Annotated in this window: 12 protein-coding genes and 1 tRNA gene; 5 read left to right on the top strand and 8 right to left on the bottom strand. The window is 56.9% G+C overall.

The genetic code is table 11. The features are described 5' to 3' along the window. Positions 1-108: 108 nt before the first annotated feature. Positions 109-510 (bottom strand): DNA-directed RNA polymerase subunit omega, encoded by a 402-nt coding sequence (gene rpoZ / locus WNZ14_RS10335; protein ID WP_342870206.1) that lies wholly within the window; start codon positions 508-510, stop codon positions 109-111. 420 nt (positions 511-930) lie between these two features. Between rpoZ and WNZ14_RS10330 the strand changes: the two genes are divergently transcribed. Next, a complete protein-coding gene (locus tag WNZ14_RS10330) occupies positions 931-1,518 on the top strand; it encodes an NYN domain-containing protein (RefSeq protein WP_342868571.1) in 588 nt (195 codons plus the stop codon). Continuing rightward, on the top strand, positions 1,515-2,207 hold the full coding sequence (locus WNZ14_RS10325; protein WP_342868570.1) for a uracil-DNA glycosylase: 693 nt from the start codon (positions 1,515-1,517) through the stop codon (positions 2,205-2,207). Before WNZ14_RS10330 ends, WNZ14_RS10325 begins: the two co-directional genes overlap by 4 nt. 52 nt (positions 2,208-2,259) lie before the next feature. Here the strand turns inward: WNZ14_RS10325 and smpB are convergent, their stop codons facing one another. Together smpB and dapA are read right to left on the bottom strand one after the other, a co-directional pair. Beyond that, positions 2,260-2,742, bottom strand: coding sequence for an SsrA-binding protein SmpB (gene smpB / locus WNZ14_RS10320; RefSeq protein WP_342868569.1), 483 nt, complete (start codon positions 2,740-2,742; stop codon positions 2,260-2,262). Positions 2,743-2,744: 2 nt separating this feature from the next. Continuing rightward, the gene (gene dapA / locus WNZ14_RS10315; protein ID WP_342868568.1) at positions 2,745-3,626 is read right to left on the bottom strand and encodes a 4-hydroxy-tetrahydrodipicolinate synthase; all 882 of its coding nucleotides are present in this window, start codon (positions 3,624-3,626) and stop codon (positions 2,745-2,747) included. Between the two features lie 342 nt (positions 3,627-3,968). On the opposite strand from dapA, the gene WNZ14_RS10310 reads away from it, so the two are divergent. After that, positions 3,969-6,029, top strand: coding sequence for a lytic transglycosylase domain-containing protein (locus WNZ14_RS10310; RefSeq protein ID WP_342868567.1), 2,061 nt, complete (start codon positions 3,969-3,971; stop codon positions 6,027-6,029). A gap of 125 nt (positions 6,030-6,154) precedes the next feature. After that, positions 6,155-7,057: an alpha/beta hydrolase gene (locus WNZ14_RS10305; protein ID WP_342868566.1), complete on the top strand. Its 903-nt coding sequence runs from the start codon at positions 6,155-6,157 to the stop codon at positions 7,055-7,057. 47 nt (positions 7,058-7,104) lie between these two features. Here the strand turns inward: WNZ14_RS10305 and WNZ14_RS10300 are convergent, their stop codons facing one another. From WNZ14_RS10300 to WNZ14_RS10290, 3 genes are all read right to left on the bottom strand, one after another. Next, positions 7,105-7,902, bottom strand: coding sequence for a hypothetical protein (locus tag WNZ14_RS10300; protein ID WP_342868565.1), 798 nt, complete (start codon positions 7,900-7,902; stop codon positions 7,105-7,107). Between the two features lie 291 nt (positions 7,903-8,193). Further along, entirely contained in the window at positions 8,194-9,231 is a 1,038-nt protein-coding gene (locus WNZ14_RS10295) for a BON domain-containing protein (RefSeq protein ID WP_342868564.1), read from the bottom strand. A gap of 184 nt (positions 9,232-9,415) precedes the next feature. Beyond that, on the bottom strand, positions 9,416-10,471 hold the full coding sequence (locus WNZ14_RS10290; RefSeq protein WP_342868563.1) for a porin: 1,056 nt from the start codon (positions 10,469-10,471) through the stop codon (positions 9,416-9,418). A gap of 982 nt (positions 10,472-11,453) precedes the next feature. Here WNZ14_RS10290 and WNZ14_RS10285 point away from each other — a divergent pair. Continuing rightward, positions 11,454-11,543 (top strand) — tRNA-Ser (locus WNZ14_RS10285). A gap of 881 nt (positions 11,544-12,424) precedes the next feature. Here the strand turns inward: WNZ14_RS10285 and WNZ14_RS10280 are convergent. Further along, entirely contained in the window at positions 12,425-12,910 is a 486-nt protein-coding gene (locus WNZ14_RS10280) for an invasion associated locus B family protein (RefSeq protein WP_342868562.1), read from the bottom strand. A gap of 155 nt (positions 12,911-13,065) precedes the next feature. Continuing rightward, positions 13,066-13,245: autotransporter outer membrane beta-barrel domain-containing protein (locus WNZ14_RS10275; protein WP_342868561.1), on the bottom strand; the 180-nt coding region annotated here is incomplete at its 5' end.

Raw genomic sequence — 13,245 nt, 5'->3', positions numbered from 1 at the left:
AATGCGCCGAATCGAACGACCGGCGCATTGTGTAGCATCAGTTGTCTATCGGCCTCTGGGACGGGTGCTGCCAATTCGTTGCAAATCAGCAGGCAACCGACCAGACAATCAATAGTCGTCGCTTTTTTCCGGCGGCACAAGTCCTTCGATGCCGGCAAGAAGATCTTCTTCCGACATTGAGCCAAACGAAACATTTTCCGGCTGATCATCTTCGACCACTGTCTCTTCAGCAGTCTCGCCGGTCTGCAGATAACGCTCCGGATCGGGCTCCGGCTCATCCACTTCAACGTGCTTCTGCAACGAATGAATGAGGTCTTCCTTCAGATCGCCAGGCGAAAGGGTCTCGTCCGCGATTTCGCGCAGCGCGACGACCGGGTTCTTGTCGTTGTCACGAGGGATCGTGATTTGGCCGCCCTGAGAAATCTGGCGGGCGCGATGGCTGGCAAGCAATACCAGTTCAAAACGATTATCAACTTTGTCGATGCAATCTTCGACTGTGACGCGGGCCATTGCGTGTCCTTTACAAACTGCTATGGGGGAATTTGTCCATGCGATAAACACATTGTGTGGCTAATTCAAGTCCTTTGCTCCAGATGCGGCTATTTCCGTAAAGTCCTTCTGCAAAATAGCCCCTTATTTTAACAAAGAGCTTTCTGTAAATGCCCGCTTCGGAGCACCTTACGTAAGGGACCCGTGCGTCAGCATCATCGATTGTTTAGCAGCTATGCATAAGTATCAAGGCCCGACCCCTTGAAAAATGGGACCAACCGCAGCATTTGGTTCACCCTCACGATTTACTGAGTCGTGGAATAGTAGGGCGATGGTAGTTTTATGGCTTTTAAAAAGTTCGAGATCGATCTAAATTTGCCATATGGAGGCCAAATTTGCCTGCGACAGCGACAAAAGGCTTATTTGAAAGGAATACTATAAGTGTTTGATCCAAGAGAGAAAATTGCGCTCTTCATTGACGGGGCGAATCTGTACGCCGCCTCAAAAAGCCTGAATTTCGACATCGACTACCGGAAGTTGTTGAAGGCATTTCAGTCTCGCGGCTATTTGTTGCGCGCCTACTATTACACCGCCTTGATTGAAGATCAGGAATATTCCTCGATCCGTCCCTTGATCGATTGGCTCGATTACAACGGATACAAGGTTGTTACTAAGCCAGCAAAAGAATTCACCGATTCCATGGGCCGCCGCAAAATAAAGGGCAACATGGACATCGAATTGGCAATTGACGCCATGGAACAATCCGATGTGGTCGATCACCTCGTGATTTTCTCCGGAGATGGCGATTTCACTTCGCTGGTTGAGGCGCTTCAACGCAAGGGCCGCAAGGTGACCGTTGTCTCGTCTCTCCTGTCTCAGCCGCCGATGATCGCTGATGATCTGCGCCGCCAGGCTGATTACTTTATCGATCTGACAAGTCTGAAAGCAGAAATTGGCCGTGACCCATCCGAGCGTCCGCAACGCGCTTTTGCGACTGCGGAAGAAGATGAAGACGAATTTGATGATTGATTGGTGAAAAAGCTGGCTGCCAACTGAACGTTTCAGCGATGACAGAGCCTGACCATGAGTGCAGCCTATGCCCGCGGCTGCGAAGTCTTGTAGTAGATAACCGCAGATTGTTTCCAGATTGGCACAACGGACCGGTGGCAACCTGGTATCCACCCGAAGGATCAGGCTCGGTAGAGCTGCTGATTGTTGGGCTTGCGCCTGGTTTGCGTGGCGCAAATCGTACCGGGGTTCCCTTTACCGGCGACCATTCCGGGGAACTGTTGTACGAAACGCTTGGCAAACATGGCTTCGCCAAGACCAATTCTGAAACCCTGTCCGCTGACAGACCTCATTTGAGAGCCACCGCGGTCACCAATGCTGTTCGTTGTGTTCCGCCGGGGAACAAACCGATCGCATCGGAAATCAACACATGCCGGACGTTTCTCACCGCAACGATCGGGCAACTGCAAGAACTCAAGACCATAGTAACGCTGGGCAAGGTTGCCCACGACAGCACTATTCGCGCGCTCGGCGGCAATCCCTCGCACCACCCATTTGGTCACGCGAATGAAACCAGACTTGGCGGATTGAGCGTGTTTTCGAGCTATCATTGCTCACGCTACAACACAAACACCGGTCGCCTGACACCTGAAATGTTCAATGCCGTGTTTGAAAAAGTCGCGCTATCGCTGCTTGCCGAAAAGGATTGAGTGCAGCGGCCATCAGCAGCCGGCTCAGGCTTGAAGCTAAAGATGATCGGCTCTAGCCTCGGTCCCGCAACAGCCGTGATTTCTGCCGGTTCCAGTCACGTTCCTTTTGGGTCTCGCGCTTGTCGTGCAGTTTCTTGCCCTTTGCCAGAGCCAATTGCAGCTTGGCGATGCCCTTGTCGTTGAAATAGATCTTCAACGGCACCAGTGTCATGCCGTCACGTTGGACGGCTTGCCCCAGCCGCGCAATTTCGCGCAACTTCACCAGAATCTTGCGCCGCCGCCGGGGCTCATGATTGAACTGGTTGGCCTGCAGATATTCAGGCACATACGAATTGATCAGCCACATTTCCCCGCCCTCTTCATTGGCGTAGGAATCGGCGATGTTGGCCTTGCCTTCCCGAAGCGATTTCACTTCGGTCCCGGCCAGAACCAGACCTGTTTCGAATGTTTCGACAATTTCATAGTTGAAGCGGGCCTTGCGGTTTTCAGCCACGACCTTGCCATACTGCGACTTGTCTTCCTTTTTCGGAGCCATGATCAGTTGGCCACGCCCGCCTGAGCAAGCGCCGCGTCAAGCAAGGCCGCTGTCCCGTGTTCAACCGTAAGCAGCGGCGAACGGACCACATTCTTGACCAGGCCCATCTTGCCCAGACAGTACTTGACACCGGAAACACCTGGCTCTGCAAAAATAGCCTTGTGCAACGGCATCAACCGGTCGAGCATCGTCAGCGCGGTGGCGTAATCTCCGCGCAATGTCGCTTCCTGAAATTCCGCGCACTGCTTGGGCGCCACGTTCGCGGTTACCGATATGCAGCCCACGCCGCCATGCGCGTTGAAACCCAGCGCCGTCGGGTCCTCACCTGACAGCTGCACAAAGTCCGCACCGCAGGCCATACGCTGTTCCGGTACCCGGGCGAGATTGCCGGTCGCATCCTTGACACCAACGATATTGGGAAAATCACGATTGAGCGCAGCCATCGTCTCCACCGACATATCGATCACCGAGCGCGGCGGAATGTTGTAGATGATGATCGGTATCGTGATTGCTTCAGCCACGGCTTTGAAATGCGCATATAGGCCCTTCTGGGTCGGCTTGTTGTAATAGGGGGTGACCACAAGCACGGCATCGGCCCCGGCCTTTTCGGCGTGCACCGCAAGTTCGATCGATTCAGCTGTGTTGTTTGATCCGGCTCCGGCCACGACCGGAACCCTGCCTGCAGCGACTTCGATGCACAGCTCAACCACCCGCTTGTGCTCGGCATGGGTCAGCGTTGGAGACTCACCCGTGGTGCCGACCGGAACAAGCCCGTGGCTACCGTTTTTGATCATCCGCTCGACATGGCTGGCAAAGCCATCCTCGTCCACCGCGCCATTTTCGGTAAAGGGGGTGATGAGGGCCGGAAGGGAACCCTTGAACATGCTGATCTCCAAAAACTGTACTCGCCGCCCAGTGAGCGCATTCAATAACCTGTACCGGAGGCGATACAGGAAATTACCGCGCCGGAAAAGCCTTGCTCCGCACCTCGAAGCGCTTTTGAGCTGATTGGAGCCCGTCAGCGGCCAATTTGTGGTGCTGGCCGTATATTCCCCGCAATTGGGTTTGATTATTTGCTTGAGGCAAGGCGCATTCGCTCTGCTTAACTCTCGCTTCACGGGCTTTTGCTAAAGCTTTTTGCGGGATTGAAAATGCAGGACCCACGGTGAGGGCGCGACGGTTCGGCAGCAGGCAGACAAGGACATCATTTCGAACAGAAGGCCATAATGCAAAAGACCGCACTCGCAACACTGTTCGCGCTTTCCACAGTGCTGGCCGGCGTCACTTCGGCTGCTCCGCTGCCCTCCGGTTCGATCCCCCTGCCCGCGCCCCGGCCCTCCACCGTCAGCCCCGAGCCGGATCCCAAACCCGAACAGTCTTCCAAACTGACCAAAGGCTCCAGATCGGCCAGCCTTGCGCTCAAGTCAGGCCTGGAAGCGCTTGGCGACAGGGACGCCGGCCTCGCCCGCTCGATCCGTGATTCCATGCCCCGGAAAACGCTCGATCGCCACATACTGACCTGGGCGATTGCCCTGTCAGGACAAGACGGCGTGCCATCGGCTGAGATAGCCGATGCGACCACCGAATTGAAAGGCTGGCCGGGCCTCAACGCGCTGCCGCGGCTCTATGAAAATGCCCTTTTCCGCGAAAAGCCGTCAGCACAGCAGGTGTTGGCCACCTTCGCCGACAAGCAACCCGAAACCACCAGAGGCGCCATCACGCTTGTCAGGGCCTTGATGGAGAGCGGCGACACCAAGCGTGCGCGCACCATTGCCTCAAACTTCTGGCGCACGGTCAACATGGATAACCGTGATGCCGGCTTATTTCTGCGCGAATTCGACAGCCTGCTGACCAAGGCCGACCATTTCCGCCGCATGGAAATGCTGCTTTACCGTGATCACTTCAAGGACGCCAAAGCACTTTCCAAAAAGGCCGAAGCGCAATCGCTTTACCTCGCCTGGGCAGCCGTGATCCGCAATCCTGCAAAGGCCACAGCGGCGATCAAGGCCGTCGACAAGTCCTGGCATGACACGCCAGCCTACCTGTACCTGCGTATTCGCCAATTGCGCGAACTTGAGCGCGACAAGGAAGCTGCTGCCCTTCTTGCCAGGATGCCACGCGACCGCGAGGTCCTGGTTGATCCGGATGAATGGTGGGTGGAAGCCAGGGTGGTCAGTCGCGGCCTTTATGAAGATGGTGACGCAAAGACTGCCTACAAGCTCGCCGCAGCCCATCTCGCGCAGAGCCCGGAAGAGGTAGCCGAAGCCGAATTTCACGCAGGCTGGTACGCACTGAGGGGGCTCAAGGACGCCAAGACCGCCGTGAAGCATTTTTCCGCTATCCTTGCCGTCGCAAGTGGACAGATTTCAACCGCGCGCGCTCACTACTGGCTGGGCCGTGCGGCTGAAGCCGGAGCCGGCGGGAAAGCTTCCGAGCACTACGCACGAGCAGCAAAGTATCCATCCACATTCTACGGCCAGCTCGCCAGCGCCAAACTCGGCCGCAATTCCCTTGAAATCACCTATCCGTCGCCGACCGCCAAGGACCGGACAACCTTCGCTGGCCGGGAGGCGGTGCAGGCCATTGGCAAGCTCGAGGATGCGGGTGTGGAGTGGCGTGCCAATCTGCTCTACCGCGCCCTTGCGGCCGAACTCGACAATCCCGGTGAACTCGCCATCCTTGCGTCCATGGCGGAGAAACGCGGCGAACATCAGATTTCCTTGCAAGTCGGCAAGATCGCCTGGAACCGCGGGCTCGATGTCGCAGCCCTTGCCTATCCGCTGGGCGCGGTGCCCACGGCCGCCAACATCAATGGCTCAGGCAAGGCGCTTGCCTATTCGATCGCGCGCCAGGAAAGCGCTTTCAACAAGGCGGCGATTTCGCCGGCCAATGCCCGCGGGCTGTTACAGATCCTGCCCGGAACGGCAAAAGGAGTCGCAGCTCGCCACGGCCTCCCCTACTCGAAAGAACGCCTGACAACCGATGCCAGCTACAACGCCACCCTGGGCGCGCATTTTCTCGGCGAACAGATTTCCGACTTCGGCGGATCCTACATCCTCACCTTCATTGCCTACAATGCAGGCCCTAGCCGTGTATCACAGTGGATCAAGCGCTTCGGCGATCCGCGCGGGCGACCGCTTGACGAGGTCATTGACTGGGTTGAAATGATCCCTTTCACCGAGACGCGCCATTACGTGCAACGTGTCATGGAGAACTATCAGATCTACAAGGCTCGCCTTGGCCAATCCGGCAACATCGAGAGCGACCTAAGGTTTGGCCGCAGATAAGCCCTGTCGCATTGCCCATCAAAAAGGCTATAGGCTTGATCCTGAAGTAAAACCGACAAAAGCAGGATCTGACGATGGCGAACGGCAAATCTGGGACAAACGAAAAATCTGGCACAGCCGGTTCTGTGAGCACCGACACATACGAAAGCGTGTTCTTTTCCGCCACTGATGGTCTTCGTCTGCATGCTGCCGACTACGGTCGCGACAATCCCGCCACCCGAGAGCGCCTGCCCGTCGTATGTCTGCCCGGACTGACCCGCACCACCCGAGATTTTGATGATCTGGCGCGCCAGCTGTCGAGCGATCCAAAAACACCGCGGCGCGTGGTCAGTTTTGATTACCGTGGTCGCGGCCGTTCCGGCTGGGACAAGGACCCTTCCCGCTATACGATTATCGTCGAAGCCGACGACGTGCTGGCCGGCATGGCGGCACTCGGCCTTGAACATGCGATCTTCATAGGAACCTCGCGCGGTGGATTGATCATGCATGTACTTGCAGCAACGCGGCCCGGCGTAATGGCCGCGGGCGTGCTCAATGACATCGGTCCGGTGATCGAAGGTGCCGGACTGGTCCAGATCAAGGCTTATCTGTCCCGCACTCCGACACCTAAGAACTGGACGGACGCGGCACAGATCCTTGCCGTTGCCCATGCAAAAAGCTTCCCCGCCCTCAGTGAAGCCGATTGGATGGATTTCGCCCATGCAATCTATGTGGAAAAAGACGGAAAGCTTCAGGCTGACTTCGACCCTTCGTTGCTTGATGGCCTCAAGGGCGTAGATCTGGGCACGCCGCTGCCGACATTGTGGCCGCAGTTCGAGGGGCTGGGCGGCATGCCGTTATTGGCACTGCGTGGGGAGCATTCAACGTTGCTGTCAGCTCATACGCTGATCGAGATGAAGAACCGTGTGCCGTCACTTGAGACCATCACAATTCCCGGTCACGGCCACGCGCCGATCCTGCATCTGTCTGGAATTCCCGACATCCTGACCCGGTTTTTCGCCGCGGTCGACAAACAACGACAGCACTGACGCCGCACCGGCTTGCTGCCGCATGACGCGGCAGCAGCAAATCGATGCTACTTCTTGGCGCCACGCTTGGGTTTGCTGCCAGCCGAAGTCGCCACCTCTCCCTTGGCAACACGCTTGGCGAAGTCGGTGGAACCGCCCTTTGCCAAAATCTTGGCCTGGCTCACCCATTCCTCTCGCTCGATCCGGCCGGCAAAGGACAATTGCTCAGCGAACTGCGCCTGCTCTTTCTTAGTCCAGGCGGCGATCTGCGCGAAGCTGTTAATCCCGGCAGCATTCAATTTGGCTTCAATCTGCGGCCCCACCCCTTTGATTTGCTTAAGATTATCAGGAGTTGCGGATGCAGCAGGCTTGGTCTTTGTTGCTTTCGTCTTCGCGGCGGCGGCTTTCGCCGTGACCGGTTTCTCCACCATCACCTTTGCAGCATCGCTAGCCGTCGCCTTGGGCTTGGGCTTGGGCTTGGAAGCAGCGGCTTTCGGCGCGCTGGACTTGCTCACGGCAGATTTGGCAGCCTTTGGCTTGGCCGTCTTAGGTGTGGTTGCCTTTTTGGCTGAAGCCGCCGTTGCTGGAGCTGCAGCAGCCGGAGTTGTATTTTCTTCTGTCGGTTCCGGCTTCGGAACCAAGGCCGATGCCGGTTGGGGTGAAGTCTCAGGCTCATAATGCGGACTTTGCGCCGCAAGCTCGCCGGCAGTTACCGCATGCGCGGCACCCTCATGAGTGACAGCACCTGCAGCGCCCGGATGCGGCTGCGCGCTTCCCGACCTGCCCTTGAGAATGCATCCAACCAGGCATCCCAAACCAAACGCTACGGCTATCAAAAACACGGCCTGTAAAACAAACATGGTCATCACTCCGCCTCCAAATCAGCTGAACTTGCTTTCAACTCCGAACGCGACCGCAGGTCTTCCATCCCACCAGCCCGCCAACGAGAAAAGCCAGCAACAACCAAAACCAAAGATGTGTGAACATGTACCACATTATTCCCTCCAGGGGCCTGGGGCCCGTTAATTAAGGATGTGAAACTCAATCCGGCGGTACTCCGCCTTGCCCTCGTCCGTTTCTTTGTTCATGAGCGGACGGCTTTCACCATGTCCGGTGGCTACCAGTCCGTCCGCAGCAGCGATGCAGCTGTCATGCAGTCAATCAGCGCCGTGGCCTGGCGCCATCCCGATATCCGCCGTACCCAGCAAGACACCGCCTCGCAGCTTGCCGGAAAGCATGTCCTGTATCGCCCGGAAGGCGTCCGCGTCGCGCGCCTCCCCGGACACATCGAGTGTCTTGTCCGTGATGGTGACCGTGCCTTCGCTCATTTTCTCAAGAGCAGACAACCCCAGTTCGACAGCCGTCAGCCAGTCCACGCCAGCAGGAACCCCCGTTGCAAACCGCATCCGGTCAACGGCAGCGAGGTCTCCCCCCGCCAAACCGGCTCGCGTCATGATGGCTTTGCGAACGGCAAAGTCCGGCGCATACCCATTCAGGACAAGCCCGCCCGGTCCCTTGGAGGCTGACCAGCTATAGTCGCCGATCGCTGCCGCTGGCACAATCTCCACTTCACTCACTACACCTGCGGAAGCCGGAACGGACGAAAGCACTGACAACGCAGCCTCATGGTCATCTGGATTAAGGGCCTTACCGGTGATCCGCATGGTACCGTCAGTAATGGTCATTGACCCGATGGAAAAGCGGGTGAACGCAGACAATCCAAAGCCAGCAAGAGAAACCAGTTCCGCGGGCGCACCTCTCGCCAGTTTCATCTGGTCTGAGAGCGCGATACCTGGAAGCAATCCGGTCAGCGTCGAGACAATGTCAGCGCGCGCAGCTTCATTGGGTACAAAGCCCCCAAGCGTGATGCCGTTCTCGGTTTTCTCTGCCGACAACCGGTAAGGCTTTTCCTCCGGCAACAGAACAGACGCATCCTTAACATCGCGAACACCATGGACATTGCGGGCGATGGAGAGCGCTTTGCTCCGGCTGTCTTCATCTGGCGCCAGGCCTGTCAGGGTGAGATCGCGACCGTTGATCAGCACCTGCACCCAGGCATGGTCTCGCTGCAAAGCGGAAATTGTCCGTGAACGGAGATCTGCTTCAATCGCGCCAGCCTTGAACCATATCGCGAGAGCCGAAAGACATACCACGGCGGCCAGGCCAGGCCATGTCCAGAGTTTAACGTTTCGCATCGGTTCTCCGCCGCAACTTTGCAGACCGGAAGCGTATCACCCCTGCTCAAAAGAGGCCAAGCCTAAAGCGAAATGCACATCGGACGACGATTCTCAGCCAAAGATCATCCAAGAGTGGAATCTTGGCACAAAAAAACCCGGCAGCCAAAGCTGCCGGGCTCTATCAGATCAAACCGAGGTTTGATTAGAACGAACGACGTACCCACATGAAGCCGCTTGCAGTGTTGGTCTTCACGCCAGCATAAGAGCGCGAAGTGCCCCAGTTGCCTTCAAGACGAACGTTGAAGTTCGTGACAGGAGTCCAGGACAGTGCGCCTTCGATGAGGTGACCGTTCTTGAGTGTGCCGCCCTTGGCAGCCGAGAAGCCGTCAAAGTACTGGTAACCGAGGGTCGCGTTGAGGGTCTCGGTGAGGTCTTGGGTGTAGCCAAGACCAGCAGACCAGTTAGCAACTTCACCGATGGCACCGAAGGTAACGCCGTATGAGTTAGCGATCTTGTTCGAGTAGAAACCGCCGACGCGGAGCGAACCACCGGTAGCAGCGATTGCAAGTTCAACACCAGCCTTGACGCCGGTTGCCTTGGCAGATTCGTCGTAACCGACGTGAGCGAATGCACCGCCCCAGCCCTGGGTTACGCCGAGAACACCGACGACGTCAGGAGTCCAGTTGAGCGAAGGGTTGGCATCATGCTCGAGAACCAGAGCCGCGTAGAACGAGTCGGCATCGTAACGATAACCGATCTGCTGACGCTGCTGGTAGGAATAAGAACCGCCGTTATCGGTCTGGATGAGGCCCCAGTTGCCAACGCCGCCGCCCCAGAGAGCTGCGAATGCAGATTCAGTGTAACCCATGAACAGGCCGCCGAGACGGATGATCGCCTGGTCGGTAACAACAGCTGAGTCGGTGCCGAAAGTGTTGCCCGAGTTGGACTGAAGACGGATGAAGCCCTGCAGCATGCCCATTTCAGTTTCCGAACGTGCATCAAAGTTGATGCGAGCGCGGGTGTTCTGGGTGTAACCGGCGGTGCCCTTGGTTGCAGTCACGCGGAAGCGGACAAAACCAGAAATCTGAAGGCAAGTTTCGGTGCCAGGGATGTAGAAGTAGCCGGTGCCGAAAGCGTCGCAAACGCGGACGTATTCAACGGGCTCAGGCTCAGCTGCAACGATTGCGTCTGCAGCGCGAGCGCCGGATACAGCGACGAGAGCCGCTGCGGAGCCGATGAGAAGACTCTTGATGTTCATTTCTGACCTCCAGTCAAAAGTTAATGGTCTGGGTTGTCGCTGAAGGACAGTATTCTCTGTCCCATCCCCACAATGGAAGAAGACAAGCGGGTAACCGCCGTGGCTTCGTTAGTGAACATACTCACCGGAGCGGCCCGCGCAACGCTGATCACTCCGCCTCACGGCTTCTCGCCCTGCCTTCACCACATCCTGTTGCACAAATGACACGAAATCTGCGCGCCCGGCCTGGTTTGTTTACCCTTCGTTAGGAACTCAGGGCCGCAAGACGCTTCACAAGGCAGCATCCGCCGGTGGTTTCGCGGCAATTTTCGGCGGATCAGGTGAGAATCGGAGTGGTATGAGCCAATTTGGGAAGCCCTTTGCCGACTCGCTATGATCAGGGGCAATGCTTTTACAAGCACTGCGGCAAGTGGATCTTGCTCGGCACATTGGGCCAACACCTCGCTGAACTGCAATCTGTATATATAGAGAGACGGAGAGTTCAGGTGACCGGATCAGGCTCTCTGCCCAGCCATGATCAATCAATACCCAACGGATTGAACACATCTCAATACGAATTTCTCGGGCGTGCCCACCGCCGATCATTACCGCCACATGAAAAGGCCCCGATTGATCGCAATTTCGGCTGCAATCCGACCCTGCTCACCAATCCATGGCGACGCGCACGCCACCCACTTCGAATTGCCACGAATCAACATTCGGCAGACACGGGTCGCTCCCCGAACAATCGAGAGCCAAAGAACGCCCCGGTCTTACCCGACCGATGCATCGCTTCATGGGTGCAGCCTCCTGCCTGGAGAACTCCGCTGGATAAGCTGACCCCGCCTGCTGATAACCGCAAATTTCCGGCTCTGTTATACAGAGTGGACAAGCCTCGGGCACACGAATTGGCCATCGGCCGGCCGCAGCCCAATGCAATTGATGATTTCGTTCCCGAATTCCGGTTGATTACCCGATCACGCTAAGGTAACAGACGGTCGACGGAGAGGTGGCCGAGTGGTCGAAGGCGCTCCCCTGCTAAGGGAGTATACCCGGAAGGGTATCGAGGGTTCGAATCCCTTCCTCTCCGCCATTATTTTCTACAGCACGTTGATTTTATACGATCTTTGGAGAGTCAGATTTCTGGCCCCATGCGTGGCCCCACATCGCGGTAGCTCTTAAGCGTGAGTTCCGGCGAGCTAGGTCGAGATATAATTCGACAGCATGTGACCAATCGCGACGACTCGCTGTTTTTTTGGTTCCAGCACATGACGTTGCTAGTTCTTACCCTCAAGCTGGGGGTGGCTGGTTATTCAACATCGGAATTTGCCCGAATTCAAACACTCTGATCTCTTTTTTGCCGCGCATTTTCGTGTTTCTGCGAAATTCGACTGCGCACCGGCCGATCAGGCGCCTATTTACAGATGAGAATGCTCCTCGAGCGCCAGTGGCGCCGGAAAGGAGCTAGTCGAATGCTCCGAACAAGCCGGCCAAATCCATCCGACTGCCTGGAAAAAGCCAAACACAGGAAACTTGACGGACAATGGCAATTCGGGACCTTTTCTCAAGGTCAGGCAGGTTGCTACTCGACACAGTGTCAGCATCGCAACAATCTGGCCGTGGCCCGAGGAAAGGGCCGATCTCCCGCAGCCAGGCAAACTGGGCAGCGGCTCCACGCACTGGATGTTCGATGATCTTCTCAAATTCGAAACGGGGTTGAGGGGTTAAAAATGAAGTGGTCCGCTTGGTGGCGTCGCTTCAAGGCTTCTCACGTCTACTGCGTAGACGACATCATCAACATTCTAGGTGTTACCCGAAACACGGTGAGTAATCATGTGAGGCATGACTTGCGTCGGGGCGACACCGAAATTCCCAAGCTCTTTGTTGGATCCGAACTCGTTCGTTTCCACAAGGATAGGGTAGCGTCTTCCAAGCGCTCTTGACCGCTCCCGCCCACCATGAACGTGCCGCTCGCTATGACTCCAAGAGTGCCACCACGCGGTCAAGTGCGCTTGAGAACCCGCTGAGCGAAATGGAGAAGATCATCTCCTGACCGCCGTCGGCAGTGGCGGTCACTTGGAGCTGCTTTCCCGACCTGAAGGAGGCAAGGGTGCCAGCGTCGAAAGTGACGTCGACAACGCAGCCCACGGGCAAGCAGGTGCGGAAGGTTTGGGTCGCGCCGATGGGGCCATCGTCGAGTTGGTAGGTAACGCCGCGCTCCAGCGCAAGACCGAAGGGCAGAACGAGGGATCCGCTCGCACCCTCGCTGGCAGTCGTGAGTTCGATTGCCAGCGCCCTTTGCCCGGTTTGTTGGGCGACTTGCTGTTGCGAAAGTGAGCAACGCTTGGTTTTTGCACCGTCAGACGAAGACACAACCGCACATTTGACTGTCCAGTCGCCATGGGCCTCGGTCAGCGATGACGCATTGCCCGGCAGGCTCACCTCCTGAGCGAAGGCCATGCCAGCAAGGTTTACCAGAGCAAATGCCGCAAGGACGGGTCGTGCACTTAACATAGGGAGACTCTCACTGTGGAAGGAAGATCGACCGCCGCCTGGTTTCATGAGCGTCGCGCGGATAGACAGGTGGGGTCTATCCCTTGGCGGCAGGCCGATTGTCAGAATTTGACGCTGAGGTTTGCCTTGAGGCTTTGATCACTGACTCCAGATCCGAACTGACCGCTATAGGTGAAGCCAAGCGTTGCGTCGGGCGTCAGGTTCATCGAAGCGCCCAGATCGAGAATGACAACGTTTCGTGCAACCTTAACGCCTTGCACGGTGAAGCGGTTGCCGCCAGC

Source organism: Hoeflea sp. AS60, from assembly GCF_038900115.1.
Lineage (GTDB): Bacteria > Pseudomonadota > Alphaproteobacteria > Rhizobiales > Rhizobiaceae > Hoeflea.
The sequence above is the reverse complement of the archived record's forward strand: the minus strand, read 5'-3'. Positions and strand labels throughout refer to the sequence as shown.

Coding starts and splice junctions, on each gene's coding strand:
- WNZ14_RS10280 (WP_342868562.1), bottom strand. CDS start 12,910: ATGGCCTTCGCTCAGGAGGTGAGCCTGCCGGGCAATGCGTCATCGCTG.
- WNZ14_RS10300 (WP_342868565.1), bottom strand. CDS start 7,902: ATGACCATGTTTGTTTTACAGGCCGTGTTTTTGATAGCCGTAGCGTTT.
- WNZ14_RS10295 (WP_342868564.1), bottom strand. CDS start 9,231: ATGCGAAACGTTAAACTCTGGACATGGCCTGGCCTGGCCGCCGTGGTA.
- rpoZ (WP_342870206.1), bottom strand. CDS start 510: ATGGCCCGCGTCACAGTCGAAGATTGCATCGACAAAGTTGATAATCGT.
- smpB (WP_342868569.1), bottom strand. CDS start 2,742: ATGGCTCCGAAAAAGGAAGACAAGTCGCAGTATGGCAAGGTCGTGGCT.
- WNZ14_RS10290 (WP_342868563.1), bottom strand. CDS start 10,471: ATGAACATCAAGAGTCTTCTCATCGGCTCCGCAGCGGCTCTCGTCGCT.
- dapA (WP_342868568.1), bottom strand. CDS start 3,626: ATGTTCAAGGGTTCCCTTCCGGCCCTCATCACCCCCTTTACCGAAAAT.
- WNZ14_RS10310 (WP_342868567.1), top strand. CDS start 3,969: ATGCAAAAGACCGCACTCGCAACACTGTTCGCGCTTTCCACAGTGCTG.